The sequence below is a fragment of the Pseudogracilibacillus sp. SO30301A genome (assembly GCF_037072025.1).
Classification (GTDB): domain Bacteria; phylum Bacillota; class Bacilli; order Bacillales; family Amphibacillaceae; genus Pseudogracilibacillus.
Genome location: NZ_JAXHDD010000009.1, coordinates 1 through 26,544, shown reverse-complemented (window position 1 = coordinate 26,544; position 26,544 = coordinate 1). Strand labels below are relative to the sequence as shown.

Here is a 26,544-nt window from a genome sequence, read left to right as displayed (position 1 = left end):
AAGTATCTGATTAATCAGAATAGATATAACCTTAATTCTTTTTATACTTGGTTATTGTACATGGTAGATAGTAAATTTTAACTATTATAAAAAATTTATCCTAATTTAAAATTAACAATTTTTGGTTCTGTCATTTCTTGAATGGTATATTTTACACCTTCACGACCGAGACCTGATCCCTTTACTCCCCCAAAAGGCATCGCATCAATCCGATAATCACTACTATCATTAATCATGATTCCGCCAACTTCTAGCTTTTTAATTGCTGTAAATGCAAGATTAATATCTTTTGTAAAAATTCCCGCTTGGAGTCCATAGTTTACATTATTTGCCTTTTCAATTGCTTCATTAAGATCATTAACTTGAAATAGTATTACTACAGGCCCAAAAATTTCTTCCTTAGCTATTTTGGCATCGGCAGGAACGTTGGTTAAAACAGTAGGTGAATAAAAAGCACCATCTCTTTTTCCGCCGACTAACAGACTTGCCCCTTCTTCTATCGCCTCATTAACCCATTGTTCAACTCGGATAGCCTCTTTTTCTGTTATTAATGGCCCCATGTCTGTTACCAAATCTTTTTTATCGCCAATTTTGTATTGACTAGTCATTAGTACGAATTTTCTAACAAATTTATCGAAGTTTTCCTTTTCGATGAATACTCTTTGAACCCCTAAACAATTTTGTCCGACTGCCCCGAACGCCCCTGCTACACAACTGCTAACAGCTGCATCAATATCTGCATCTTTTAAAACAATGGCTGGAGAATTGGATCCTAACTCCATACTTAGTTTCTTTAACCCTGCTTTTCTTGCAATATTCTCCCCTGTTTCAAGTCCACCAGTAAATGAGACCATACGAATCGATGGATGAGTAATCAATACATCTCCTATCTCACTGCCGCTTCCGGTTACTACAGAAAGAATCTTTCTAGGAAGACCTGCTGCATCAAAAGCTTCTGCCAATAACAGTGCGCTTAATGGAGTTAATGTTGCCGGCTTAACGATAATTGCATTTCCTGAAGCGATCGCAGGACCAACTTTATGCGCTACTAAATTAAGCGGATCATTAAAAGGTGTAATTGCCGCAATGATACCGATTGGAAATCGATAATAATAACCTGCACGATTTTCATGACCCGGCATTTGATCAAAGGCAATTGTTTCACCGTTAATTCGTCTTGCTTCTTCAGCCGACACTCGTAACGTATGAATACATCTGAAAACTTCATTTTTTGCTTCCGCTATTGTTTTACTACCTTCACTTGCAATTGTTTCTGCAAAAAGATTCCTTTTTTCATCGACATAATCCGCCGCTTTATTTATGATAGCAATACGTTCATGGGCGGGCATATTTTCCGCTATTTTTGCGCCCTCTTCGGCTGCTGTAATTGCTTTTAACATATCTTCTTTTGATGCCTTTGGTACGGTCGTAATTATAGAGTTGTCTTGAGGGTCATAAACACTAATTGTTTCTTCTTTTTCCATCCACTTTCCACCTAGTAGCATCTTTTTTCCCTTTGCAATCGTCATCATATTTTCACGCACCTCTCTGAATAGAATTCCTTTTTAAGGGATGATGCAACTCTTCCCGATTTAAAAATTTATTTACAGTAGCCACAAAAATCGCAGTACCAATCGGCAAACATTTTTCATCAATATCAAAAATTGGTGTGTGAAGATCACGATCTAAACCATCTTCCAATGAGCAGCCTAAAAAGAACATGGAACCTGGAATTTGTTCTGTCATATATCCAAAATCCTCACCACCCATACCGAATGGTTCCCAATGAATGTACATCTCCGGATAAATTTCTTTAATCGATTGTTCAATAATCATATTGACTTCCATGTCGTTATTTAATGCTGGTTCACCTTTTTCTAAAACAAATTCATAAGAACCACCAAATGTTTCCGCCATTTTAAATACATTTTCGACTTCTTCCGCTAACTTTTCTCTTGCTTCAGGGGAATATGACCGTAATGTCCCTTCAATTTTTACATCTGATGGAATCACATTACTTACAGCCCCCGCTTCGATTTTCCCGATACTTGCAGCAACAATATCAAGTGGTGAAATTCTCCTTCCAACTGTTCCATAAAATGTTTGTAATATCGACCCTAACATCCATAATGGATCTGTTGCTAAATGTGGGTATCCCCCATGTCCGCCAGTCCCTTTAATCGTCGCCTCAAAAACATCAACATTTGCCATACTAAATCCATTATTCATCTGAACAACTCCAACTGGGTGCCAAGGACATACATGGAGTGCGATGATAGCGTCTACATTATGCAGTACTCCTTGTTTAATCATATATGGAGCTCCGGATAATCCATGTATATCTGTACTTTCCTCTGCGGGTTGGAAGATAAATTTAACTGTACCTGATAATTTTCCCTCATTAAATTGTTCAGCTAGTAAATGAACTGCCCCCAAAAGCATAGAAGTATGAGCATCATGACCACATGCGTGCATAACGCCTTCATTTTTGGAAACAAAATCGTGTGAGTTTTCCTCTTTAATCGGTAGGGCATCCATATCTGCTCGTAAAGCGATCGTAGGTCCTTGACCTGTTGTCAGCGTTGCAACGATGCCATGACCTCCTACATTTGTTTCAATAAAAATATTCTTGATTTTTTTCAATTCATTTACGACAAATTTTGCAGTTTCCTCTTCTTCAAAACTTAGTTCAGGATGTTCATGCAAATAGCGACGCCATAATTTTAATTGATCAAATAAGGATTCAGCTCCTTGTACTATTTTCACATCACATCACTCACTTTTTTCTGTTAATTTTTTATATGCAAAAAGCGCTATTTTTGTATCTTGTGCTCCAGTTCCTGTTAAATCTGCAATAGTTATTTCTTGTTTGGATTGTCTTTTATTCTCTTCATTTTCAAAGATATGACCTAATTCGATAATTTTTGTTGTATCTAAATTTATATTATGTTTCATCGTTACTCCAATTTCACCATGTTCCACACATTGCGAGAGTTTATCACAAGCTATCCGATCAGCTTTTTTCAATATTTCTGGATCCAATTCTTGTTTATGGGTTGCATCCGCACCAACCGCAGTAATATGCATTCCGGGGCGAATCCATTCACTAAGCACAATTGGCTCTTTGGAAGGTGTTGCTGTAATGAGTAGTTCAGCTGAGCTCACAACGTCTTTTGGCGTTTCCATTATTTTCACTTCTACTTGGAGAGATGTTTCTATTTCGTGCTTAAATTCAGATATTCGTTGCCATGTTCTTCCGTATACAAATACCGTTTTAAAATTTCGAACCAATTTTAACGCTTGTAGCTGTGCTCGAGCTTGAGTACCTGTACCTATTACCCCCACTTCTTTGATATGTTCATTCGCTAGGTATTTTGCAGCTAAAGCTCCTGCTGCTCCTGTTCGCAAATCTGTTAAATATCCATTGTCATAAAAAAAAGCTTCTGGTTTCCCATTTAAGGCATTCATTAGCATCATTACCCCACCCGTGCTCGACATACCCATACTGTAATTCTGAAAAAAATGGGACGACACTTTTAACGCAAACATTTCATGCCCTGGAATAAATGCAGTTTTTATGACGAATTCTCCATTATTGTTTGGAACGTCAACACGTGAGGTAGGTGGCATTTGTATATCTTTTGTAACAAGATCGTTAAATGCTGATTGAACTACTTTTATAACTGATTCATTCATTTGCACGCATTGTCTGATTTCATTTTCCGTAAAAATCAGCATACACATGCCCCCATTCACTTTATTTATAAAGGCAATATTAGAATATATATCGTATATTTATTATACGACTTTTCAATCTTCCGAAACAATTACAATTTTGTATGAATTATTTATGAACAATTCTATACAAATTGTATAAACTTAATTCAGCAGATTTGCTTTGGAATTCAGCGGCCTTCATCGAATAACGAAATTCCTCGGTGATCTTAGTATTTTTTTATTTCCCTATACATCCTCTATAAAAAAACCTTAGCAACTAGGCTAAGATTGTCAATTTATATCTTTTTTTTCTTTTGTTTTTAAGACACCGGTCAACCAAACTTTAATACTTATATTTAACAAAAATACATCATCCGGATTATCTAGAGATAGTTTTGTTAAACTTTCTATTTTTCTTAAACGATACAATAATGATTGTCTGTGTAAATTTAATATACGTGCTGCCTGACTAACATTTCCATTTTGGTTATCGTAAGCAATAAATGTATCGATTAGATCCATTTCTCTTTTTTCTTCATACTCAATTAATGGGGCAATTGTTGATAGGGTAATTTCCTTTACTTCCGGGTTGTTTGCAAGATGTAGTAATAATCGATTCAACTGTGTATCTTCAAAACTAATTCGTTCACCCGGTTCCTTTTGTTTTAATCCTAAATCTAAAGCTGAATTTGCTTTTTTATAACTTTCGTGAAATTCCATCATTCCATCATGATTCATACCAATTCCCCATGAAAAAAGCACACCAGGTATAAGTGCGTTTAATCTTTTATCAACTAAATCAAGAAAATGATAGACCGAATTTTGTTCTTCATTTTTAGATTCTAAAAAAATGATAAGTCGATCATTATCAAAAGTAAATGCAACATGCTTATCCACAACAGACGCTGCATACCTTACCTCTTCCTCGATATAGTAAATAATACTTTTAAACCCCATTTCTTGACTCTCATATTGACCTTCTGTTAATTTATCTAGATTTTCAGAATATCCTACTAAACAAATATATGGAACATTTAAATTATAGCCAAATAACTTTGCACGTGATTGCACATTTTTATCCAAATTCATATGAGGCGTTTTTGCTAACCCCCAGATAAATTCATTCCGAAGACGTATTTCAGTTTTAACAATGGCATCTTCCCGGGAAATCCATAAAGCCGTCGCTGCTGATAAACTCTCAAACACTTGAAGCGCACTATTCGTAAGTAGTTTTCGATCACGTAAACAAATAATGAAATAACCTTCAGCAAGATTTTTAGAACTGGATGTAATTTCTTTTTTTAATAAGTAACCTTCTTTATACGGAACCTTCTGAATATGTCGAAAGGAAGATTCATTGATATTCATCTCATCTTTTACCTCTAATGTATACCATAAGCGAATTATTTCTTCAGCATTAACACCGGTTGACTTTAACCTTCCTTTACTGTCTGCAAAAACAATGGTACAGTTTAACTCTCTTTCAACATATTGAATGATTTCAGATAAATCTTTCCCTTGAATTACAAAATCAATTAACATTTTTTGTGTATGCCTTGCTTTTTCAGAGAATTTTTCTTGTCTTTTATTTATTTCTTTCATTGTCTCTCTTTGAATATCGGCAAATCTAAGTTCCCAAGGGAGTTCAATTAGGACAAATTTTTTCTTTTCAGCAAAATCGATAATTTCGTTAGGGATATCAAATATATAGCGGCCAATTGCTATTCCTAGCGCAGAAGCTCCTGATTCATAGACATCTTTAACAAACTCATACAGCAAATCAGGATCATTTTCAGAACCCATCCCTGTCGTTAATACAAATTCTTGTTTACGAACAAAATTCTCTACAGGACCTTCAATTGCTGACATCCATTCTACTTTTCGTTGATCTAAGATATCTATCCCAGTTCTCACTCGAGCAGTATTGAAAATTGGAAGATTTACTATTTCCTGAACAGTAATAGCCATTTTTCTTCACTCCCAGTTCATAAATATGTATACAGCAATATTTTGCAAGCGCTCACATTATTGTAATGCTTTTTATCTAGATATAATCTATAATACCATGCTTTAGAGCGCTAAGACTAGTTAGAAAATATATGTTCCATTAATTGGAGAAAGATACTAGAAACAATTTATAGGAGGTATGCTTACCCAGTGTATTTAAAAAAAAGAAGCCGAGTCATTTTCCAAGATGTCGAGTTGAGTCCAAACATGTCGAGTCATTTCCCAAGATGTCGAGTCGAGTCCAAACATGTCGAGTCATTTTCCAAGACGTCGAGTCGAGTCCAAACATGTCGAGTCATTTGCAATCAATATATGAGTTGCCCTCGAGATATCTAAGTTGATTCATAACATATAGACTCTTATGTCACAGTTTATGGAAATGAGACCACGTTTACAAAAGTATTCAAAATAAAAATCCGAACTTATTTGAGAAATTTTAATAAGAGTTCGGATTAATATATGATTAAAAAATTATTCCAGCTTGTAAGTATAATTTGGTTACTTTCTACTATTTGCTTGAATCGCTTCGCCAGCAATTCCCGGTCTTGTCATTTCAAATGGCTCTAAAATTTGATCCATGGCAACTTCAGATAAAATGTTGTCTCGTAAGATTATTTCACGTACAGATTTACCTGTCTCTATCGCCTCTTTAGCCACTTTAGTTGCTACTTTATAACCAACATGAGGGTTAAGTGCCGTAATAATTCCTACACTTCTGTCAACATAAGCTTTACATATATCAATATTTGCCTCAATTCCTTCAATACAATATTTACGGAATGTATCAAAAACTTGGTTCATCATATGAAGAGACTGATGTAAATTAAATACCAGCACTGGCTCCATAACATTTAGTTCAAATTGTCCGGCTTCTGAAGCCATAGAAATAGTCTGATCATTACCTATTACTTGGAAGGCAACTTGGTTAACTACTTCACAAATAACAGGATTTACTTTTCCAGGCATAATTGATGAACCTGGCTGTCTCGCTGGTAATTTTATTTCTGCAAAACCAGCACGAGGGCCTGAAGCCATTAACCGTAAATCGTTTGCCACTTTTGACATATTAACCATACAGATTTTTAGTGCTGAGGATACTTCTGTATAAGCATCTGTATTCTGTGTTCCGTCAACTAAATTTTCAGCATTTCGAAAAGGATATTCTGTTATTTCTCTAAGTAATTCCACAGCTTTTTCCATGTAACTTAGATCAGCGTTTAATCCCGTTCCTACAGCTGTTGCCCCAAGATTAACTTCAAATAGAGATTCAAGTGAATTACTTATTCTTTTTATATCCCTCGATAAAACACGACCATAAGCTTGAAACTCTTGACCTAGTCGAATAGGTACAGCATCTTGCAAATGAGTTCTTCCCATTTTAATTATATGATCAAATTCTTTGCCTTTATTATAAAAGGTTTCTTTTAATGCTTCTAATGTCTGAACTAGCTGGTCAATAAGACGAATTGTGGCAATATGAATAGCTGTCGGGAAAGCATCGTTGGTTGATTGTGCCATATTCACATGAATATTCGGATGTATTACTTCATAATCACCTTTTTCTCTCCCTAAATGTTCAAGCGCGCGGTTAGCAATTACTTCATTTGCATTCATATTAACAGAAGTACCTGCTCCACCTTGGATTGGATCAACAATAAACTGATCATGAAGCTTCCCTTCAATGATTTCATCCGCTGCAAGAACGATAGCATTTCCAATCGTGCGATCTAACCGTTCTACTTCCATATTAGCAAGTGCTGCGGCCTTTTTTACTTGTGCGATAGCTACAATTAATTCTGGGTTAATTATATAGCCTGTTATATTAAAGTTTTCACGCGCTCGCACTGTTTGAATACCATAATAAGCCGACACCGGAACCTCTTTTTGCCCTAATAAATCTTCTTCGACACGATAATGATTTGCCACCATCTTAACCAATTCCTCCTGATTACCTCTACTTTTATAATATCCCCCTTTTTAAAAAGGGGATTCTTTTTTCTAATAACTTGTGATAATTAATTCTTCTCTAATCCATTTAGATTATATAGTCTTTCAAATCACATTGTCAATACAATTTCGGTAATATCTCCCTATACTATTATTGTATCAGTTGCTTAATAACTTGTGCATTATTATTATCTATATCTTTTGCTGCATATAATAGAGTAATACGTTGGTTGTTGTTTTTACTGATAATTTCTTTTAACTCCTTAAAAGCTTTCATTTGTTCTCCAGTTTTTAATTCTTCTTGATACCTTTTTGTAAATTCTGCAAATTTAATTGGGTCATGATTAAACCATTTTCTCAAATTATTTGAAGGGGCTAAGTCCTTTAACCAATAATCTAATTTAGCTTCCTCCTTTGAAATGCCTCGTGGCCATAATCTGTCAATTAAAATTCGAATCCCGTCATCCTGGTCGGATTTATCGTATATTCGTTTCAGTTTAATCTCTACTCGCATAGTAATCGCTCCGTTTTGCGTTATACTTAATTGTTAGCTTCTTCTTTCTTTTTCCCAAAGTCGGATAAAAACCAACCTGCAACTGCAATGACAATTAATCCTATATAAAACGTCATTTTCCAACCAGTAGAGTGAACAAACTGCTCAGAAAGGATACCTACTTCTTCGTGGCCTAGCACGAGTACAGCTAGTTTGACTCCTACCCATCCAACTATAATAAATGCAGCAACTTCAAGCCCAGGTCTTTTATTTAATAACTGTACGAACATATTTGCTGCAAAGCGCATAATAATAACACCAATCATTCCACCAGCAAAAATAACTAAAAACTGAGCACCGTCTAAGCTACCAATCGTGAACAGGCCAGATGGAGGTAATGCGACTGCCAATGCCACTGCAGCCAAAATAGAATCAACAGCAAATGCTAAATCAGCAACTTCAACCTTTAAAACAGTCATCCAAAAGCCGCTCCCGGCCTTTTGCTTAGGTATTTTAGTATTATCTCTATTCATTGCTTTATCGAATAAATGTTTAATCGAAATAAATAATAGGTACGCTGCCCCAATTGCTTGTACCTGCCAAACATCGACAAGAAATGAAATGATGAACAAAGAACCAAAACGAAGAACAAACGCTCCTGCAAGACCATAAAATAACGCTCTTTTTCTCTTTTTTTCCGGTAAATGTTTTACCATTATTGCTAGGACAAGTGCATTATCCGCTGCTAGTAATCCTTCCAGGCCAATTAAAACAATTAAAATCCATAAATATTCCAATATTAAATTAACATCCACCGGCTTTTCTCTCCTTTAATATTCTAAAATTATGCAATCAAAAAGACCTTTACCTTATTATGTTTAAACATGGAATGAATATCACTCCTTGTCCAAACAAAAAATAGTAAAGGTCTTGCTAACAACAACGGTTGCCAGTTAAGCCGGAGGAATTCCCTCGTAATGACGACATTAACTGTACAGCTACTCCCCTTTTTAATTTTAAATAACCTTTATTACTTCTTTTAAACATTTTATATTATTTCACAAGTTCTAAAGGTTGTAAAATTGTTTCTTTTAACGACTTTTTTATCATATTAAATTTCCCATCCGCTTCCTGCGCTGTTTTGCCATAAGCAGCATAATACCATTTAATTTTCGAAGTTGTTTCAGAAAGATGCAAACAAACCCAACGATTTCCTTCTAACATATATTTTACTACATTTTCGTGTGGGAAATCGAGTAATTCAACTTTATTATTACAGTATCTCCGTTTTTTCGTCAAATAATCCTCTATATATTCTATCTGGAGGTTATCAATTTGACCTTCTACTTCACTTTTAAATATGTTTACTATTGAAGACATTTTCTCTTGACCAGACACACCATCTAAAGTAATTTCATCGAATCCTTCTTTATAGTATCCGAATTTTTTATATAAACGATCTAATACCTCTAATAACGTTTTCCCTTTTGCTTTCCAAAATGATGCCATCTCACTAGTCATGACTGCTGCTTGAACAGCATCCTTATCTCTGGAAAATGAATTAATCAAATAACTACAGTTTTCTTCAAAGCCAAAGATAAACGTTTCACCGGTTGCATCAAATTCATTAATCTTCTCACTTATATTTTGAAATCCAGATAATGTATCGATAGTTTTTACATGATAAGATGTTGCAATTGCACGACTAAGTTCTGTTGTAACAATAGTCTTAAGCAAACGGGCATTATTTAATACACGTTCATTGGCATGTTTTAAGATATAATCCAATAATAAGCAACCAAGCTGGTTTCCAGTTAGTATTGTATATTCATTTTGTTTATTTTTTACTGCTACTCCAAGTCGCTCAGCATTTAGGTCTGTCGCTAATAAAATATCTGCATCGACCTCTTCGCCCAATTTTATTGCTTTTTCAAAAGTTTGTCTTTCTTCCAGGTTTGGCGATTTTACAGTTGAAAAATCAAAATTAGCTACAGCTTGCTCTTTAACAACGTGAATATTGGCAAAATTTAATTGCTTTAATCCTGCTTCGACTAAAGACTGTGCTGTACCATACAATGGTGTAAAAACAATCTTAAGATCTTTTTTCTCTTTAATTGTTTTCTCATCCATTTTTGTAATTGTAATTAACTGTTTTACATAAGCATTGTCTACTTCGTCTTTCACCCAATGCAAGAGGTTTTGTTTTATTAATTCTTCTTCAGGTAGTACATCTATCTGTAACTCATCTTTTACTTGTTGAAGATAGTTCGTTAGATGGCTGGTTTCTTCAAATGTGATTTGACTGCCTTCTTCATTATATATTTTAAACCCATTATATTCAGGCTGATGGTGACTAGCTGTGAACATAATTCCTGCAGCAGTTCGTAAATAGCGAACTGCAAATGAGAGTAATGGAGTTGGACGCAATGATTCAAATATGTACGTTCTTATTCCGTGTACCCCTAGCACTTTTGCTGATTCTAAAGCAAATTCCTTCGACATATGGCTGGAGTCAAAAGCAATTACGATACCTCGGTCTTTATAATTCACAAGATTTTCTTTTAAATAGTACGCTAAACCTTGGATCGCTCTCCTAACCGTGTAAATATTCATACGATTTATGCCAGGTCCTAAAACTCCTTGCATTTTTCCATTTTCTAATGTGATATGTTGATAAAATGAATCTTTCATTTCTTCTGGATTATTTTTCAAATCCTGCAATTGTTTCCTCGCTGTTGGTTCTAATTCTTCAGATTCAACCCAGCTTTGGAATACACTTTCCCACTTTCCCACTACTTTACCTCCCAAGAAGGTGATATGTTCAAATATTATCACAAAATTTGTATTTGTTCTACTAAATTTTTCTAACCTACTAAAGTTATAACACTTGTAATTATGAGATATTATCAACTAAACTAAAAATAGGGAGTGTGAATAAATGAACAAAAAAGAGCTAGAAGCAAAATTATTAGAATTAAAGTCAGACTATATCCGCATTCAAGGTGATATGGACAAATTAGAATTCGTTGGCGGACGTGTATCCTCCGCAGAAGAGCAGCTCATTCGATTAGAAAAAGAGATTGCAGAAGTGAATAAAGAAATTGAAAAGTTAGAAATTAACCAATAAAAATAAAGCGAAAAGTTGCAATCTGAGATTAACAACTTTTCGCTTCTTTTATTTTGATTCTAACCTCAAACATTGTTGCTTTACTTCCTTATAGTCCGTGTTCAAAACGGAGGATAAAAAGGACCAAGAAGTTCGAGGCGGCGCAGTTTCGAGTAGCGGAATGTCTGCATTTAGATACATGAGCAAAGATCTAGCACGCAGAAAAAGTGCTTTCCTTTTTCAAGGAGCGGAAAAGCAAGCCATGAAGAAATTCATAGTGTCATTTTTACCGGACTTTTTGAACATCCTCTTATCTTATAGTTGTGAAGTAAACAATGACATAACTATTTAATCACCACTAGAAAAGAATGATTCGATCTCCAAGATGTCGAGTCGATTTCAAACATGTCGAGTCATTTTCCAAGACGTCGAGTCGATTCCAAACATGTCGAGTCATTTTCCAAGACGTAGAGTCGATTTCGAACATGTCGAGTCGTTTTCCAAGATGTCGAGTCGATTCCGAACATGTCGAGTTATTTTCCAAAACGTCGAGTCGATTCCGAACATGTTGAGTCATTTTCCAAGACGTCGAGTCGATTCCAAACATGTCGAGTCATTTTCCAAGACGTCGAGTCGTTTCCAAACATGTCGAGTCATTTTCCAAGACGTTGAGTCGATTCCCAATATATGAGTTGCCCCAGACATGGTTGATACATAGATAACATGTAGACTCTTATGTCGCAGTTTATGATTATACATTAAACATAAATTCTTTTAATAATAACGTTATTTTTCAGCCAAGCTTTTGTTCCAATTTCTTTTGAATCTTTTTTATTTCTTTACTTGGAGGAGTCAAGCTAATAATAATGTCCCCTTTATTTGGACGGACTCGCATATCTTCTGCATAAAAGTACATTTGTCCGGTTGGCTTTATAAAATATAGAAACACCGACTCTGCATCTTTTTCTTCTTTATAATCTTCATATGTGAACCGATCACTTAGCGTCGTTTGTCTAAAAACATACCCATTAGCTATTCTCTCATTTAATTTATCTAAGGAAACATCTTCTTTACATAAAGATCTTCCACCTACACGATCGACAATATCTTTATTATTCTTATTCTCATCCTCACCTGGGTCAACTTTAAATACATTAGTACGACCATATTCTGGCATGAATGTTGTACATACTAATGAATTATAGGAGTGATAATTAGTCGCGGCAATTATAAAATCATATGGTATTGTATCTAAATTATATTCTGTCTGTTCCGATAAAATCTCGCCATGATAAAAAGGAACTCCTCCTGTTCTTGCATATCGTAAATTTTCCCAAGATGAATCAACAATAAGTACAGGGGAACCACTTTTTATAAATGATTTAGCAAGTTCAACAGTAAATGGATTACTTCCAACGATTAATATTCCCGGTCTACCCTCAAGCGATAAGTTGAGTTTTTTTGCCAAAGGTCCTAATGAGAATCCGTGAGCTACTACCGTGAAAAATACTAAACCAAATGTAAGTGTCGTCAGTATTGCAGCGTCCTTAAATCCTGCCTCTTCTAAAATTGTTGCAAAGTAACTTGATACCGTTAGTGCAACAATTCCTCTAGGTGCAATCCAACCAACGAGCGTTTTTTCCTGCAAAGAAAGTCCTGTACCTATCGTTGATAAAAAAATCGACAGTGGCCGTACAAGAAACATCATAAATAATACGTAGCTCAAAATGTTGAGACTAAATATTTGCATGATTATTTCCATCTTTAATGAAGCTGCAAGCATGATAAATATTGCGGAAATAAGCAGGATCGAAACATTTTCTTTAAAATGTCTAAAATCATTCAATGAACTGATTCCTATATTTGCTAACGTCATCCCCATCGCTGTAACAGATAACAGCCCTGTACCATGCACCATTTCATCCGGTAACGTGAAGCAAAAGATAACGACTGCGAAGACAGCAGGAGATTTTAAGAATTCAGGAATATAACCAATTTCAAACATCCAGCCAATTACTCGACCACAAAACCATCCGAAAAATGCAGCAAAAGCCGAAGCTAAAAAGAATAATAATAAGGTCGAACCATTTTTATCACTTATCGTAAAATACGTAATAATTTCAAAAGCAAAAACTGCAAGTAATACTCCTATTGGGTCGACAATAATTCCTTCCCACTTTAAAATTTTTGCCGGACGTGGTTTTAATTTAGATTGTCGCAAAAGTGGCATAATAACTGTTGGACCTGTCACAATGAACAGCCCACCTATAACAAAAGCAACCTCCCAGGAGAGCCCAGCCATATAATGAGCTGTTAAGGAACCTAATATCCACGCAATACATGCACCAACTGTTGCGATACGAAATATTGGTTTTCCTAACCCTCTTAGTTCTTTAACGTTTAAATTCAGACTTCCTTCAAATAAAATGATTGCCACCGCAATGGAAATAATAGGATCATATAATGCTCCAAAACTTTCCTCTGGATTCATAATGCCGAACACCGGTCCAATCAATAACCCTGAAATAGACATAATGACAATTGCTGGTAAGCTGTATTTCCATGCTAACCATTGTGATAAAATCCCTAAAAATCCAATTAACATTATGACAAATAAAAGGGATAATTCCATTTGATATGCTCCTTACATTTGGCATTTTTTTATTCAAAAAATAGATATAGGGAATATTGTAACAGGAACAATTGGAATGTAAAGTGTCAAACAAGCATTAAATTTATTCAGAAAATTTATAAAAAATAGCTTCCTTAATTATCCGTTTTAAAAAAGAATCCACCGGACAAAACTTGCACACAATGACTAAAAAAGAAATAACAGTAGGGGAAGGTGGCGATTATGATCACGAAGAACATGGAGAAGACGAACATGGTGATCATGGTTTTCATACAGAAGGGTTTGATATGCACTTTATGGAACCTGAAAATGTAACCACTGGAGAAGACACAGAATTAATGGTCCATTTAATGATGCATGAAGATGCACTAGAAGAGGCAGAAGTCCGTTATGAAATTTGGCAAGATGACGTTGAAGATAGCACTGAATGGGTAGATGCAGAAGAAATCAATACAGGAGAATATATTGCTCAGCATTCTTTTGAAGAGGCTGGAAATATCATATTCAAATCCATGTACAAGACAACGAAGATCTACATGAACATGCGGAATATGAAGTGAAAGTAGAATAAGATTTTAAAATGTGATTATCTTTGTAAGATGATCGCTTTTTTGGTAGTTAAAAAAGTGGTGAATCCTTTTAAACATGGGGTAATTTAGAGATACCGAAGTAATTACATATAGGGAAGTGAACTAAATGAAAGTAAACAGCTTTTATCCTGTGATTATGTCAAACGACGTAAAGAAAACGAGTAAGTTTTATAAAAAACATTTTGGATTTTTAGTTCTATTTGAAGCAAACTGGTACATTAGTTTGAAAAAAGAGGAAACCGGACATGAGTTAGCAATTATCGATGCAACACATGAAACAATTCCGTCGTCTTATAGAAAAGCTGCTCAAGGACTTATTCTTAACTTTGAGGTAGAAAACGCAGATCATATTTACCAGCAATTTATAAAGGAAGCTCAGCTGCTTATACACCTTGATATTCGTGATGAGGAATTTGGATAAAGACATTTTATTACTAGTGACCCCAATGGTGTGCTCATTGATGTGATTACAATTACTCCATCCAATCAATCATATATTGAACAGTATAAAGAAAAAGTATGGGAGGATGAATAATTATGGGAGAATATACCCCTTTAAAATATTACTTTAATGAGGAATTAGCTGTTTATTTATCTCGTTTAATAGAACCACATTATCCATATTTTAATACTATTTCATTTATTGAGAATATTCAAAATAAAGTGGAGGATAAAGAATTAAAGGCTCGAGTTGCGGTAATCGGAGATGAACTAAAAAATCATCTTCCTGAGAATTATGAAGATGCATTAGCAATCTTGTTACAAATTCTTGGCCCAGAAAACGAATTTGAAGAAGGAATGTTTACAAAAGGTTATTTCCTCATGCCAGTTGCTTATTTTGTGGAGAAATATGGTTTACATCATTTTGATGTATCCATGCTTGCTATCGTTGAAATAACAAAGCGACATACATCCGAATATGCAATACGTCCATATTTATCCATGGACATTGATCGATGTCTCGCATATCTGCATGATTGGATCATAAATACAAATTCACATGTAAGACGACTTGTTAGTGAAAGTACACGCCCAAGGCTTCCATGGGCAAAAAAAATGAACCCGATGAAAAATGATCCAATAAATAATTTACGTTTATTAGAAAATCTGATGAAAGACCCTTCACCATATGTTCAGAAGTCTGTTGCTAATCACATAAATGACTTGTCAAAAGACGCTCCTGAAGTTGTGTTATCATGGATAAAAACATATAAATTTCATCATGAAAATGTGAATGCCCGGATCATTAAGCATGGTTTAAGAACATTAATTAAACAAAAAGAGCAGGAAGCGTTAGATTTAATAAATGAAATAGAAAAACGGTGACGTAAAGGTGTGAAAAACGTATGAGGAAAACAAAAAAGGAAACAAACTTAACGATTAAACGACTACTAGAAATAGTTCGACATCATTTCACTGAAAAAGGGTATGCCAATGTTGCTTTAGAGGAAATTGTCAAGGAAGCAGAATTAACAAGAGGTGCCAATTACCATCATTTTCAAAATAAAAAAGGGCTTTTCTTAGCTGTATTTGAAGAGGTTCAAAAAGATATAGGTCATCATGTAGAAAAAAAACAATAAAAGATCTCTGGGAACAACTTCTTTTCGGCTACCGTGCATTTATCAGTTCTGCATCTGAGGATCGAAATCAAATAATTTTATTAATTGATGGCCCAGCAGTGTTAGGATGGGAACTTTTCGAAAGATGGATCAGAAATACTCTATGAATTCCTTGAAAGAACAATTACAACTTATGAAAGAACATGGAGAAATTTATAATAACGATACCATTGATGTATTGACCCATTGTTTATCTGGTGCCATGAATGAAGCTGCTCTATGGATTGCCGAAAATTCAAATCGTCAACAATCAATTAATAAGGTCATGAAAACGCTGGAAATTCTTTTAGCCGGATATAGACAGTAAACCTATATAAAGTATGGATTTTATCTTTTCAGAAACGAAGATGAACAATGCTTGAATCTGTATTATGATTAACGTGAAAGCATGCAATATTTATGCAGTTATTTTCAAGTAACTTTCCAAAAATATCAAAGTGGATTAATCGATAATGGCCAAGCAATTATTGATAAAACAAGCCAACAAAGAAGAAGACTTCATTGAGAACATCTAATAAGGATGTTCTTATTTTTTGTGTATAAACCTTTCTTACTACATAAGTGCAAGTTTCTAATAGTGAAATGAAGATTTCCGAGAGCAACTTTAAAAGTGATATAAACATTAAAACATGTGGTAGTTTGTGAAATTAAGTTCTAGACAATTCCACACTATTTTCCGAATACCTCATCATTTTTTATCAATCTAATCAATGCCAAAAAGGCATTGGTCTTATACTTTTTTTAGATAAAGAGCGAATAACTACATGAAGAGACTTTAAGATTAATAAAATGGCGATATGATGGAGATGAGGTGATTAAACTGTCAATATTGATGTCAATATTTAAACTATTACCCTTAATTCTTTTCTATGGACTAATCATTCTTATCATTTATTTATTAAAGATAAGTATCAAAACCAACATTCAATATTGAAAGCACATCCTGTTTTAGGAAGGCTTCGGTACATTTTTGAAATGATTGGACCGGAATTCAGACAATATTGGTTCTTAAACGATAAAGAAGGAAGACCGATTGACCGCGACACACAGGAAGCAATTGCAAAAGCAGGAAAATATGCAAATACGGTTATTGGTTTTGGTTCTAAGAAAGATTTTTCCTTAACGAGTTTCTACTTAACAAATTCGATGTTTCCCTTAAACGTAAATGAGCTAAGTGTTGATAATAAAAGACCTTATCAATCGTACACTTACCAAATACTGAATGAGTCAGTTGCTAGCATAAAAGAAAAGCGTAATCAAGTACAATTACATCCATGGCATTTATCAGATGAGAATCAAATCATTATAGGAAAAGATAGAAAATATCCTTTTCATGTTAAAGATTTGATCGGGGGTCTCAGCAATGAGCTATGGTGCTTTATCAAAAAGTGCAGTAAAGGCATTAGCACAAGGAGTCGCCATAAGTGGCGGCAGTTATATGAATACAGGTGAAGGCGGGATATCTCCGTATCATCTTTCACGCATATATGAAGTAATTGACCGAAAACAACACTTAAGAGATCGATTGAGTGAAAAAATCGTCGAATTTCTTGAAGAACATCCGAACAGTTCAAACTTCGATCTAGAAGAACGTTTCGGAAAAGGTGTCATGTTCCATATGGATCAACTTGTTGAACAAGGTGTTTTGGAGCAAAAGACAGCTAATTTAATTTTCCAAATTGGCTCTGGACTATTTGGAGCGAGAAAAGACGGCGTTTACGATGAAGAAACATTTTTAAACAGTGCTTTACGGCCTGAAGTAAAAGCAATTGAAATAAAACTGGCACAAGGTGCTAAAGTTCGTGGTGGTAAACTGCCAAAAGAAAAAATTACCCCAGAAATCGCCAAAATCAGAGGCATAGAGATGGGCAAAGATGTCGAAAGTCCCAACCGTTTCCCATTATTCTTCGATATGGAAGGGTTATTTAAGTGGATTACTCATTGGCAAGAGATTACAGGAAAACCAGTAGGAATTAAAGTAGTTGCCGGCGATAATTATTCCTTTGAAGATTTAGCACAATTTATGCAAGAAACAGGACAACACCCTGATTTTATTGCCATTGACGGAGCAGAAGGTAGGACTGGTGCAACGTATCAGGAAATGGCTGACAGTTTGGGCGTTCCAATTTATTCAGGAATCCATATTTTAGATCAAACTCTAAAGAAGTATGGCGTTCGAGATCAGGTGAAAATCTTTGCATCAGGCATGCTAGCAACCGCTGATAAAATGGCTATCGCTCTTTCTCTAGGTGCAGATCCATTTATATTGCTAGAGCGGCAATGAATACAGTTGGCTGTATTAATGCAGGTAAATGTCACACAAACCTGTGTCCGGTAGGAATAACATCACATCTGCCACATTTAGAAGCAGGGGTTGTCGTACAAGAGAAACGTTTCCGAACAGCTAACTATTTGCGAACAATGCGACGTGAAGGGTTATTCATGCTTGGTGCTTCATGTGGGATTGACTCCCCATCAAAATTTAGTAAACGCCATATTGCACTGAGAGAATCTAATAATAAAGTCAATAAAATAGAGGAATTCATTAGTCCAGATCCATCAGTTTACATTGCACAAATTAAAGACATAAGTAAACAACAGCAAAGTGAAGAAAAGAAAGAGTTAGTTGGAAGTTAAAGTAGATGCTAGGTTTTCTTTCCTAGCATCTATTTTTTCGCGGTCATGTTAACTCTCATTACCTGGTCTATATTGATATGGATTATTATTTTCCTTAATGTTTTGAATAGTAGTATGAAAATCGACTATGCCTTGTTGATTATAGGTAGCTAATGCTATTTTATCGAGATCGTCCTTGCCCATATTGTTTGTTTGCATTTTTTGATACAACCAGTCGAGACTTTTATTAAGAAATTTTAAATTGTGATTAATAACTTCCCCGTCAATAATTAAGGGTATGGAAACAAATGCAGGACTCGGAGATAATTGAATATCACTGGGCTGTAGTGGACGTTTATCCGATTTTGGTATAACACTTATATCTCCTGATTCTTCCATCATCGCCAATTTAATATCCGCAACGTTCGAATATCCTTCTACCCGTAGCGTACCGAGAAGAAGTTCCACATTCATTCTTGCCTTTTTTAATCCCTTTTCTTTTATCTTTCCATCTTGTATTAAAACTATGGGACTATATGTTAAAACCGTTTTAAATTTATTATTCAGGACAAGACGGGATAAACCTACATATGTCAAAATAACTAAAAACGAATACCATGCTGAAATCCAGTTGTTTTTTGATACAATAGGCTCTGAAATAGATGTTCCAACAATTAATATAATCATGATATCAAAGCTATTCATTTGAGAAACAGACTTCTGACCTGCAAATCTAACTAGTAAATACCCGATTAAAAATACAAATATAGGAGTGCCTATATAATCAATTAGAAATTGCATGTAATAGCTCCTTTGAGAAATTACTGATAATAAATTTCTTTTATAAACGCTCTTATTGTTTCAATTTGAATCAATGCTTCCTTGCTTTCTTCTTGCTTTATAGACCCCTTCAATGTACCTAATAGTTCAGCCAATGTCGTTAAATCATCCGGTTCTATGTAAAAATCTCGCCATTGATGAGATTTCTCATACTGCTTTTGCATTTTGTCTAACTTTATTAATGCTTCGTCCCACTTTGACTCCTCAATAAGATTCTCCACCTCGTTAAAACCATTATCAAAGTTTTCATAAATCTGTTTACATCCGGTTAAAATTATACATATCACGTTAACTATTATTAACATCTTGAATGTATTAGCTATATAAATAACCTCCCGTAGGCTTCTTTAATTAATTTACCGCATATATGATTATTTATTCATCAATATAATTCTAAGAGGGGATAAGAAAAACCGGGCAAACCCCGCCCGGTTCTTTTCTATCCACCATAATTAGCGGAAGTCCGATAATTTATATTCCTGTCCATGTATTCCTTTGTAATACTCTGGATACATCTCTCCCCCCACAATTTTCACAACTAAATCTGGGTGGAGTACTTGGATCTCCTCCATCCATCAAATCAAATTCTCTGACTACGTCATACGGAATCTCTTCTTCCTCATGACACATGTCTTCTTCGAACGTAGGTGGTCGGTTCCTTTCTACTTTTTCTCTTCCCTTTTTTGCCGCTCTTGCCTGATACCTTCGAGATGGCTGATCACCCTTTCCAAATAGTTTCTTGCTTCTGCGGTTAATGCCGCTTTTATTTCCAGTCTGCCATCCTAAAGGACATACTTCTCCCATGTAATCATAATAATTGTCGCAGTATGGGCATATCATCGGGTCTTTATGGTCACTGGAAATAACACGCTCTCTCCAGGTTTGGCGGCGTAATGTTTTCTTTACTTTCAGTATCCATCGTTTCCTTCCTTGCTGCCTATGTAGCAAGAATTTTTTTGCTTAAGCTTTTACTTCTTCTCGAATACATGCCATAATAACAAATCGTAGTGAATTGCTCATCCGGAATAAGACGGATTAAACGGATGATAAACTCTTCTACCGTCAGCGTTTCACGCTTCACTTGCTTATCTTTTTTATTAATATACTTGTATGCAACATATTGTCCATCATATGCCTCAATCCGATTAATTCCAATCGCTGGTCGATGCATATAACGGCCAATGTAGCAAAATTGCTCCTTTATTTTTCCTCTTTGTTTTGGGGCATACACGTAGAAGCCTTCCCCATTTTCGGAAAAAGCCTTTTGTAAGCGAGGCTGAACCTGTTTCTTTTCTTTCTCTGTCAGGTTCTTTCTGATTAACTTTAATACAACGGTCTGCCACTGCTTCCTGAGCATTTGAAAAGGGATAAAATCATATCCTTTCCATTCTCCCTTTTTTATTATTCCCCCCATAGTGACCAACATATGTACATGCGGATTAAAGTTCACTCTTGAACCAAATGTATGTAAACCAACTATGATACCCGGTTTCACCTTTGCCTTCTTTCCCAAAGTAATTTAAAATAAGTTTGGCTGCCTCGTCCATTAAAGGTTTTAAGAGATGACGATGCAACAAAAATATTTCACGTAAAACCCTTCATCAATCGTAAATATAACATGTCGATGATTTACTTGTAGTACATCTTCTGTTAGTAAACGACTCCATTCTTCACTCTCTCCAAGAGAACAAGTGGTGCAAAAACGCCCTTTACATTGATAAGGTACTTTTCGAATATCATGGCAGCCTTCGCAAACAAAGAGCTTAAATCCATTTTTTTGGATTCCAGCATTCACGAAACCTCTCTACCTCCTTGATAACTACCGGACGGATTCTAGCTCCATATTTCTTTTTAAATGACTCCCAATGCTGATTTTCATCAAAGAAAATTCGTTTTAAAATATTTTACTCCATATATTAAATATACAACAGTGTACGACACCTTGGTAAGGGTAAAATTATATACTTTCTTATCTTGTAAAAAAAGAATCCACAGTCATGGATTCTTTTCGTTTACATATGTTAAGAAATTTTCCTTCTATTATAAACTAAATGCCCAAGTTCCGTTACGAAATACAGCTTCATGAGTTCCGTCTTCCTTTACACCATCAATGTCCATTTCGTTAGAACCAATCATAAAATCAACATGAACCATACTGTCATTGATTCCATTTTGGTCTAACTCTGCTTCGTTCATATCGGCTCCACCTTCTACATTAGTCGGATAAGCTTTTCCTAACGCGATATGACAAGAGGCATTTTCATCAAATAATGTATTATAAAAAATCAGGCCAGATTGAGATATAGGGGACTCGTCCGGGACGAGCGCAATCTCCCCTAGCCTTCTTGAGCCTTCATCATTTTCAAGTAAATGCTTTATTACATCTTGCCCTTGTTCTGCCTTATAATCAACAACTTCTCCGTCTTTAAACGTTAGTTGAAAGTTATCAATTAACGTTCCACCGTAATTTAAAGGTTTCGTACTTGAAACAGTACCATTCACATTATATTTATGAGGAGCAGTGAATACTTCTTCCGTTGGTAAATTAGGGTTAAAAACAATTCCCTTTTCAGATACTGCAGCCCCACCTTGCCAAATATGACCTTTTGGTAAACCAACTTCTAAATTTGTCCCCGGTGCTTTTAAAATTAACTTCTCATATTGCTTTTCATTTAAATATTCATGTGCTTTTTGTAAATTATTATTATGTTCGTCCCAAGCGGTAACCGGGTCATCTTGATCGACACGTACCATTTTAATAATTTCATTCCAAAGTGACGCAACAGCCTCTTCATCCATTTGATTAGGGAATATTTTCTTAGCCCATGCTTTCGTCGGTATTGAGATAACCGTCCATGTCACTCGATCGTTCATCATATATTCTCTAAAATTTTTTAAAGCTATGCCTGCAGCTTTACTCGCTTTTGCAATACGATTTGGGTCAACTTCATTCAACAAATCAGGATCTGTAGCATGAATCGAAACAAAAGCAGCTCCTTCTTCTGCAAAAGATTCCTGCATTTCTTTACGCCATTCAGGGAAGGTTTCCATTACTTCCTCTGCAGCATTTGTATACTTCAACTTCGTGATTGTATCGTCTTCCCAATTAATATGCACATTTTTAGCTCCTAAGCCATATGCTTTTTCAGCAAGAATTCTTGCAAATTCAGCCCCTTCTACAGGGGCTGTAACAAATAAAGTCTGATTCTTTTGTAAGTTTATTCCTTTTTGCAACGTTATATCTGCATATTTTTCTTGAATTATACGCTCTACCATTTCAAAGCACCTCCTATTAAAATTCTGCGCTAAATAATTTTGCCATCCGTTGCGATTCTTTCTTTCTTTCATTTCGACGTTCTCTTCTTAGTTCCGCACCTTCGTACAACATTTTCTCCATTTCAGTTTCTGGATAAATTCGTGGAACTACATCCGGTTTGCCATTTTCACCAAGTGCAACGAATGTTAAAAAAGCCGTTGCACAAACAGTTTTTTCTGCTGTAAGTAAGCCCTCTTTTACTACTTTAACAAACACTTCCATCGAGGTATTATGTACAGATGTAACAAATCCTTCGACACAAATTGAATCTCCAACCTTTACAGGATGTAAAAAATCTACAGAGTCTGTTGAGGCTGTAACGACAGATTTCCTTGCATGTCTAACTGCTGATATTGCAGCAACGTCATCAATATGTGCCATTAATTTTCCACCAAACAAGGTTCCATAAGCATTTGCATCTGGCGGAAGAATTTGTGCAGTTTTAACCGTTCTTGAATTTGAACAAGGTTTCTTTTCCATAAAAACATCTCCTTATCGTGCGTGTATCCATTATAATGCATACTTATAGAATAGGGGATAATAAGCGCGATATCGATTCTTTAAATTTAATTCCGATGGATCTCTGTTCATAAAGACTCTTTGTCATTTGAGTTGAAACTAATATATCTTTTTCAAATACATCGACTAACTTCTCTGCAATATCTGCATCATACATAAAAGCGTTCACTTCAAAATTTAACCGAAAACTTCTCACATCAATATTGGCAGTCCCAACCGAAGACAATTTTCCATCTACTACAATTGTTTTCGCATGTAAAAAACCATTTTGATATAAATACACCTCTGCACCCTCATTTAGTAATTCACCGATATTCGATAAGGTTGCCCAGTAAACAAACATATGATCCGGTTTGTTCGGTATCATAATTTTAATTTTTATTCCGGAAAGGGCGGCTATCCGTAGGGCATCCATTAAACTTTCATCAGGAATAAAATAAGGCGTTTGAATATATACATATTCTTTCGCAGACATAATCATTTTTATGTATCCATACTTTATTTGTTCCCAATCATGATCAGGCCCACTAGAGACAATTTGTATGCCTACATCTCCTTCTTCTCCACCAATAAAATAACGCTCTTCATACGGTATATGATCTCTAGACGCTTGGTTCCAATCCAATATAAATCTCGTTTGCATTGTTTTAACCGCATCACCGCATATTCTTAAATGTGTATCACGCCAATAGCCAAATTTTTCAGACCGTCCTAAATACTCATCACCTATATTAAAGCCACCTATGTAGCCAATTTCTCCATCGATTATTGCTAATTTTCGGTGATTTCTAAAATTTATCTTAAAATTTATTTTTGGGATTTTTGGTGGAAAGAAAGCCCCTACCTTTATATTGGCTCTTTCCAAGCGTCTAATATAACTACGACTTAACGAACGAGATCCCATATCATCGTAAAGTAGTCTAACATCAATCCCTTCTTTTGCTTTTTTGATTAAGACATTCGCAATTTTTGTCCCAAGCTGATCGTGACGAATAATATAATAGAGCAAGTGAATATGGTCTTTCGCTTCCTCAAGATCCTTTATCAATTGAGTGAATTTCTGTTTTCCATCAATAAATAGGTCAACTTTATTGTTTTGTGAATAAATGGCGTCACTATTTTTTAAATGCATATAATATAATTCCTTATATTGCCTCAATACATCCTCTTTATAAGGTATTCGATCTGCTTCTAGTATTTCAAGCTGAGATTTAACGGCCTTCTCTACCCCGAGTCTACTTTTTGTATCCCATGTAAATATACGCTGCTTAGTTAAAGTTCTACCAAAAACCAAGTAAAGAACGAAACCGACTACCGGGATGAAAAATAATACCATCAACCATGCCCAAGTTGAAGTAGCATTTTTTCGTTCTAAAAAAATTACTGTAAATGCTAATACGATGTTTACCACCATAATAGAACCTAATAACAAAGACATTAATTGCATAGGTATTCACCCCTTTTCCCTAACCAATACGACAATAATAGAAAACTTGGCTTATCACCAAGCCTTTATAGATGCACTTATGCGAGTCAAAAAAGTTTTACTTTGTATGAAACCAATCTATTTTCATGACAGATGGTGGTTTCTGCGAATGCGGGACCATACTGGTTTCTTATCTGCAAGTAAAGGCATCCATCAAAACAGTTAGTTATTTAACGCTTGCTCTAAATCCTCCCAAATATCTTCCCATGCTTCCAACCCAACAGATAAACGAATTAAATTATCAGTAATTCCCATTTTTAATCGTTCCTCTTCAGGTATTACTGCGTGTGTCATCGTAGCTGGATGTTCAATCAGTGTCTCGGGATCTCCTAAGCTCACCGCCACTTTTACAAACGAAAGCCGATCAAGCAGTGCTTGCGATTCTTTTTTATCTCCTTTATATTCAAAGGAAATTACTCCGCCGCCTCGTTTCATCTGCTTTTTATAAATATCACCATCACCATTCTTAGGATAATAAACATTAGAAATTTTGTCGTGTTTTAACATTCTTTCGACAATTTTTTCGGCATTGTCTGAGTGGCGATCCATTCGTAAAGGTAATGTTTTCATTCCTCTTAGTAAAAGCCACGCATCAAATGGTGACAACACTGCCCCAATGTCTTTTTGCGTGGTTGCAGCAACTTTATCAAGAAATTCTTTTTTACCCACTGCGAGCCCTGCGATAACATCTCCATGACCATTCAAATATTTAGTTGCACTATGGACAACAACGTCACATCCAAGTTCAATAGGCCTTTGTATGTATGGTGAAGAAAATGTATTATCAACAACAACAGGAATATCAAATTCTTTAGCTACCTCTGCAACCAATTGTAAATCAACTAATTGCATCGTTGGATTGATTGGTGTTTCAATATAAATACAAGCAGTTTCTTTCTTTATTTGACTGCGAATCTCTTCTTTCGATGTAAAGTTCGAAAAATCAACTGTCATATTGTATTTTTCTTTCATCATCATCAATAAACCGAACGTACATCCATACAAGCCTGATGAACATAATACATGATCATTTGCTTTTGTTAATGCAATAAGAACTGCAGAAATCGCTCCCATACCAGAACTAAAGGCAAGCCCAGTTTCCGCTCCTTCAAGTTCAGCAATTCTTTTTTCTAAAACTTGAACAGTTGGATTTCCAAGCCTTGTATAGATATATCCATCTTCTTCACCTAAAAAACTTCGTTCCCCATGTTCGGCAGACTGAAATTCGTATGTAGAAGTCTGAAACAATGGAGTTGATAAACTTCCTAACATCTCCTTTGCATCATATCCTTCATGGACAACAGCCGTCTCAAATCTTTTCTTCGACATGTTTATCCCCCTCAAGTTTTTTTAATTGATAAAGCATCTTAACCTATTGTATACCATTATAATCTTTTCAGCTACAGCATGAAAGGACAGCTGGAAGTTTGAGCGAATTTACCTTATTTCAAAACTGAATAATTGCTTTTTTTATACGATTCCTTTTAAATAAATAGAGATGCGCAACATTCATTCAAAATGAAATGAGGACTTAGTGTGAAAACAAAATCAGTGAGACACTTCTATGTAAAATATTTCTAAGGGCACACCAAATAAGCCACAAAAAATGCACTTTTTTTTAGCGGTTATCTGATGATTGTAATCACTGAATCCCGT

The 26,544-nt window shown here is 35.2% G+C and carries 21 protein-coding genes and 3 pseudogenes; 8 read left to right on the top strand and 16 right to left on the bottom strand.

The genetic code is table 11. The annotated features are described in order from the left end of the window. Positions 1 to 95 precede the first annotated feature (95 nt). The 8 genes from SPD89_RS06760 to SPD89_RS06725 form a co-directional block, all read right to left on the bottom strand. On the bottom strand, positions 96 to 1,532 hold the full coding sequence (locus SPD89_RS06760; RefSeq protein WP_336261198.1) for an aldehyde dehydrogenase family protein: 1,437 nt from the start codon (positions 1,530 to 1,532) through the stop codon (positions 96 to 98). A gap of 4 nt (positions 1,533 to 1,536) precedes the next feature. Beyond that, positions 1,537 to 2,766, bottom strand: a complete 1,230-nt coding sequence (locus tag SPD89_RS06755; RefSeq protein ID WP_336261197.1) for a M20 metallopeptidase family protein — start codon at positions 2,764 to 2,766, stop codon at positions 1,537 to 1,539. 6 nt (positions 2,767 to 2,772) lie between these two features. Next, positions 2,773 to 3,738, bottom strand: a complete 966-nt coding sequence (locus SPD89_RS06750) for an ornithine cyclodeaminase family protein (protein WP_336261196.1) — start codon at positions 3,736 to 3,738, stop codon at positions 2,773 to 2,775. A 270-nt stretch (positions 3,739 to 4,008) separates the two neighbouring features. Next, positions 4,009 to 5,685 (bottom strand): PucR family transcriptional regulator, encoded by a 1,677-nt coding sequence (locus SPD89_RS06745; protein WP_336261195.1) that lies wholly within the window; start codon positions 5,683 to 5,685, stop codon positions 4,009 to 4,011. Between the two features lie 537 nt (positions 5,686 to 6,222). Next, the gene (gene aspA / locus SPD89_RS06740) at positions 6,223 to 7,653 is read right to left on the bottom strand and encodes an aspartate ammonia-lyase (RefSeq protein ID WP_336261194.1); all 1,431 of its coding nucleotides are present in this window, start codon (positions 7,651 to 7,653) and stop codon (positions 6,223 to 6,225) included. A gap of 169 nt (positions 7,654 to 7,822) precedes the next feature. Further along, positions 7,823 to 8,185 carry a DUF488 domain-containing protein gene (locus SPD89_RS06735; protein ID WP_336261193.1) on the bottom strand — a complete coding sequence of 121 codons (363 nt, stop codon included), beginning with the start codon at positions 8,183 to 8,185 and terminating at the stop codon, positions 7,823 to 7,825. Between the two features lie 26 nt (positions 8,186 to 8,211). Next, on the bottom strand, positions 8,212 to 8,979 hold the full coding sequence (locus SPD89_RS06730; protein WP_336261192.1) for a TerC family protein: 768 nt from the start codon (positions 8,977 to 8,979) through the stop codon (positions 8,212 to 8,214). 238 nt (positions 8,980 to 9,217) lie between these two features. Next, positions 9,218 to 10,957 (bottom strand): phospho-sugar mutase, encoded by a 1,740-nt coding sequence (locus SPD89_RS06725; RefSeq protein ID WP_336261191.1) that lies wholly within the window; start codon positions 10,955 to 10,957, stop codon positions 9,218 to 9,220. A 145-nt stretch (positions 10,958 to 11,102) separates the two neighbouring features. Here SPD89_RS06725 and SPD89_RS06720 point away from each other — a divergent pair, with 145 nt between their 5' ends. Continuing rightward, positions 11,103 to 11,291 (top strand): SE1832 family protein, encoded by a 189-nt coding sequence (locus SPD89_RS06720; RefSeq protein ID WP_336261190.1) that lies wholly within the window; start codon positions 11,103 to 11,105, stop codon positions 11,289 to 11,291. Between the two features lie 772 nt (positions 11,292 to 12,063). Here the strand turns inward: SPD89_RS06720 and SPD89_RS06715 are convergent. Beyond that, entirely contained in the window at positions 12,064 to 13,902 is a 1,839-nt protein-coding gene (locus tag SPD89_RS06715) for a cation:proton antiporter (protein ID WP_336261189.1), read from the bottom strand. Positions 13,903 to 14,084: 182 nt separating this feature from the next. Here SPD89_RS06715 and SPD89_RS06710 point away from each other — a divergent pair, with 182 nt between their 5' ends. The 7 genes and pseudogenes from SPD89_RS06710 to SPD89_RS06675 all read left to right on the top strand — a co-directional run bounded on the left by SPD89_RS06710 (position 14,085) and on the right by SPD89_RS06675 (position 18,748). Beyond that, positions 14,085 to 14,462: a FixH family protein gene (locus tag SPD89_RS06710; RefSeq protein WP_336261188.1), complete on the top strand. Its 378-nt coding sequence runs from the start codon at positions 14,085 to 14,087 to the stop codon at positions 14,460 to 14,462. Positions 14,463 to 14,598: 136 nt separating this feature from the next. Beyond that, positions 14,599 to 14,913 carry a VOC family protein gene (locus SPD89_RS06705; protein WP_336261187.1) on the top strand — a complete coding sequence of 105 codons (315 nt, stop codon included), beginning with the start codon at positions 14,599 to 14,601 and terminating at the stop codon, positions 14,911 to 14,913. Positions 14,914 to 15,029: 116 nt separating this feature from the next. Then, a complete protein-coding gene (locus tag SPD89_RS06700) occupies positions 15,030 to 15,818 on the top strand; it encodes a DNA alkylation repair protein (protein ID WP_336261186.1) in 789 nt (262 codons plus the stop codon). A 20-nt stretch (positions 15,819 to 15,838) separates the two neighbouring features. Beyond that, complete coding sequence (locus SPD89_RS06695; RefSeq protein ID WP_336261185.1) at positions 15,839 to 16,072, top strand: TetR/AcrR family transcriptional regulator; 234 nt, start codon at positions 15,839 to 15,841, stop codon at positions 16,070 to 16,072. Continuing rightward, positions 16,069 to 16,418, top strand: a pseudogene (locus SPD89_RS06685) (hypothetical protein). Before SPD89_RS06695 ends, SPD89_RS06685 begins: the two are co-directional and overlap by 4 nt. Before the next feature lie 668 nt (positions 16,419 to 17,086). Continuing rightward, complete coding sequence (locus tag SPD89_RS06680; protein WP_336261183.1) at positions 17,087 to 17,563, top strand: hypothetical protein; 477 nt, start codon at positions 17,087 to 17,089, stop codon at positions 17,561 to 17,563. After that, positions 17,475 to 18,748 (top strand): annotated as a pseudogene (locus tag SPD89_RS06675) (glutamate synthase-related protein). Before SPD89_RS06680 ends, SPD89_RS06675 begins: the two are co-directional and overlap by 89 nt. A gap of 48 nt (positions 18,749 to 18,796) precedes the next feature. Here the strand turns inward: SPD89_RS06675 and SPD89_RS06665 are convergent. The 7 genes and pseudogenes from SPD89_RS06665 to megL all read right to left on the bottom strand — a co-directional run bounded on the left by SPD89_RS06665 (position 18,797) and on the right by megL (position 26,217). Then, positions 18,797 to 19,528 carry a DUF421 domain-containing protein gene (locus SPD89_RS06665; RefSeq protein ID WP_336261180.1) on the bottom strand — a complete coding sequence of 244 codons (732 nt, stop codon included), beginning with the start codon at positions 19,526 to 19,528 and terminating at the stop codon, positions 18,797 to 18,799. A 20-nt stretch (positions 19,529 to 19,548) separates the two neighbouring features. Then, positions 19,549 to 19,872 carry a DUF4363 family protein gene (locus SPD89_RS06660; RefSeq protein ID WP_336261179.1) on the bottom strand — a complete coding sequence of 108 codons (324 nt, stop codon included), beginning with the start codon at positions 19,870 to 19,872 and terminating at the stop codon, positions 19,549 to 19,551. 360 nt (positions 19,873 to 20,232) lie between these two features. Next, positions 20,233 to 21,468: pseudogene (locus SPD89_RS22940) on the bottom strand (IS91 family transposase); the annotation flags it as partial. Positions 21,469 to 21,607: 139 nt separating this feature from the next. Continuing rightward, complete coding sequence (locus tag SPD89_RS06640) at positions 21,608 to 22,843, bottom strand: aminopeptidase (RefSeq protein ID WP_336261175.1); 1,236 nt, start codon at positions 22,841 to 22,843, stop codon at positions 21,608 to 21,610. A gap of 16 nt (positions 22,844 to 22,859) precedes the next feature. After that, on the bottom strand, positions 22,860 to 23,363 hold the full coding sequence (locus SPD89_RS06635; protein WP_336261174.1) for an acyl-CoA thioesterase: 504 nt from the start codon (positions 23,361 to 23,363) through the stop codon (positions 22,860 to 22,862). Positions 23,364 to 23,406: 43 nt separating this feature from the next. Continuing rightward, the gene (gene cls, locus SPD89_RS06630) at positions 23,407 to 24,849 is read right to left on the bottom strand and encodes a cardiolipin synthase (protein ID WP_336261173.1); all 1,443 of its coding nucleotides are present in this window, start codon (positions 24,847 to 24,849) and stop codon (positions 23,407 to 23,409) included. Positions 24,850 to 25,050: 201 nt separating this feature from the next. Beyond that, positions 25,051 to 26,217 carry a methionine gamma-lyase gene (gene megL, locus SPD89_RS06625; RefSeq protein ID WP_336261172.1) on the bottom strand — a complete coding sequence of 389 codons (1,167 nt, stop codon included), beginning with the start codon at positions 26,215 to 26,217 and terminating at the stop codon, positions 25,051 to 25,053. Positions 26,218 to 26,544 lie beyond the last annotated feature (327 nt).

Excerpts from the sequence above, each read along its gene's own strand:
- cls (WP_336261173.1), bottom strand. The coding sequence starts at position 24,849 with ATGCAATTAATGTCTTTGTTATTAGGTTCTATTATGGTGGTAAACATC.
- SPD89_RS06680 (WP_336261183.1), top strand. The coding sequence starts at position 17,087 with ATGATTGGACCGGAATTCAGACAATATTGGTTCTTAAACGATAAAGAA.
- SPD89_RS06750 (WP_336261196.1), bottom strand. The coding sequence starts at position 3,738 with ATGCTGATTTTTACGGAAAATGAAATCAGACAATGCGTGCAAATGAAT.
- megL (WP_336261172.1), bottom strand. The coding sequence starts at position 26,217 with ATGTCGAAGAAAAGATTTGAGACGGCTGTTGTCCATGAAGGATATGAT.
- SPD89_RS06735 (WP_336261193.1), bottom strand. The coding sequence starts at position 8,185 with ATGCGAGTAGAGATTAAACTGAAACGAATATACGATAAATCCGACCAG.
- SPD89_RS06705 (WP_336261187.1), top strand. The coding sequence starts at position 14,599 with ATGAAAGTAAACAGCTTTTATCCTGTGATTATGTCAAACGACGTAAAG.
- aspA (WP_336261194.1), bottom strand. The coding sequence starts at position 7,653 with ATGGTGGCAAATCATTATCGTGTCGAAGAAGATTTATTAGGGCAAAAA.
- SPD89_RS06635 (WP_336261174.1), bottom strand. The coding sequence starts at position 23,363 with ATGGAAAAGAAACCTTGTTCAAATTCAAGAACGGTTAAAACTGCACAA.
- SPD89_RS06640 (WP_336261175.1), bottom strand. The coding sequence starts at position 22,843 with ATGGTAGAGCGTATAATTCAAGAAAAATATGCAGATATAACGTTGCAA.
- SPD89_RS06745 (WP_336261195.1), bottom strand. The coding sequence starts at position 5,685 with ATGGCTATTACTGTTCAGGAAATAGTAAATCTTCCAATTTTCAATACT.
- SPD89_RS06715 (WP_336261189.1), bottom strand. The coding sequence starts at position 13,902 with ATGGAATTATCCCTTTTATTTGTCATAATGTTAATTGGATTTTTAGGG.
- SPD89_RS06760 (WP_336261198.1), bottom strand. The coding sequence starts at position 1,532 with ATGATGACGATTGCAAAGGGAAAAAAGATGCTACTAGGTGGAAAGTGG.
- SPD89_RS06720 (WP_336261190.1), top strand. The coding sequence starts at position 11,103 with ATGAACAAAAAAGAGCTAGAAGCAAAATTATTAGAATTAAAGTCAGAC.
- SPD89_RS06660 (WP_336261179.1), bottom strand. The coding sequence starts at position 19,872 with ATGTTAATAATAGTTAACGTGATATGTATAATTTTAACCGGATGTAAA.
- SPD89_RS06710 (WP_336261188.1), top strand. The coding sequence starts at position 14,085 with ATGACTAAAAAAGAAATAACAGTAGGGGAAGGTGGCGATTATGATCAC.
- SPD89_RS06695 (WP_336261185.1), top strand. The coding sequence starts at position 15,839 with ATGAGGAAAACAAAAAAGGAAACAAACTTAACGATTAAACGACTACTA.
- SPD89_RS06700 (WP_336261186.1), top strand. The coding sequence starts at position 15,030 with ATGGGAGAATATACCCCTTTAAAATATTACTTTAATGAGGAATTAGCT.
- SPD89_RS06665 (WP_336261180.1), bottom strand. The coding sequence starts at position 19,528 with ATGCAATTTCTAATTGATTATATAGGCACTCCTATATTTGTATTTTTA.